Origin of the sequence: Buttiauxella gaviniae ATCC 51604 (assembly GCF_001654835.1) — a bacterium.
GTDB classification, from domain to species: Bacteria; Pseudomonadota; Gammaproteobacteria; order Enterobacterales; family Enterobacteriaceae; genus Buttiauxella; species Buttiauxella gaviniae.
On the sequence record NZ_LXEP01000103.1, the window covers coordinates 1 to 549 of the forward strand.

At 49.4% G+C, this 549-nt stretch carries 1 protein-coding gene; it reads left to right on the plus strand.

From position 1 onward, the window contains the following. Positions 1–172: 172 nt before the first annotated feature. Positions 173–549 (plus strand): ESPR domain-containing protein (locus M977_RS23915; RefSeq protein ID WP_209438631.1); only part of this gene is annotated, 377 nt, incomplete at its 3' end.

Here is a 549-nt window from a genome sequence, read left to right on the forward strand (position 1 = left end):
GAATTCAGAATTGCATTGTTTTTCTGGCGGAGGCGGTCAGGTATTTCCCTCGCCCGGTCAGAGTACTTGCAGAGGGTGTGAAAATGACAATGAGAATCATTGCAAAAAATTAATACTATGAGTGGGTTTGTATTTCAGGCGCTCAGATAAAATATTTAATTGGTGCAATATTATGAATAAAATTTATAAGCTGATTTACGATAAAAGGTTAGGTGCCTGGCGCGTCGTGAGTGAGGTCGCCCGTGCGGCAGGTAAATCCTTTACCACTGGCTCGACTAATATTGCGACCGCGAATAAAATCACTTTTTCTGCCATGATTTTTGGTGTTCTGCTTGCAGGGCAACCCGTTGCTAGGGCAAGTGGAACGGGAGGTACCGGCGGGGGGTTTGCCTACCCTGCTGGCAAATCCAGCGTTGGTTATTACGGCACTCTAACCCCTCCTGCCGAAACGGCAGCCGGCACTTCCGGGTCACAAATTAGTCAGGCCACCACGATTAGCCAGAACGTCACTGGAGGAGCCGGTGCCACTGGAGACTCTACTGGCGGCTC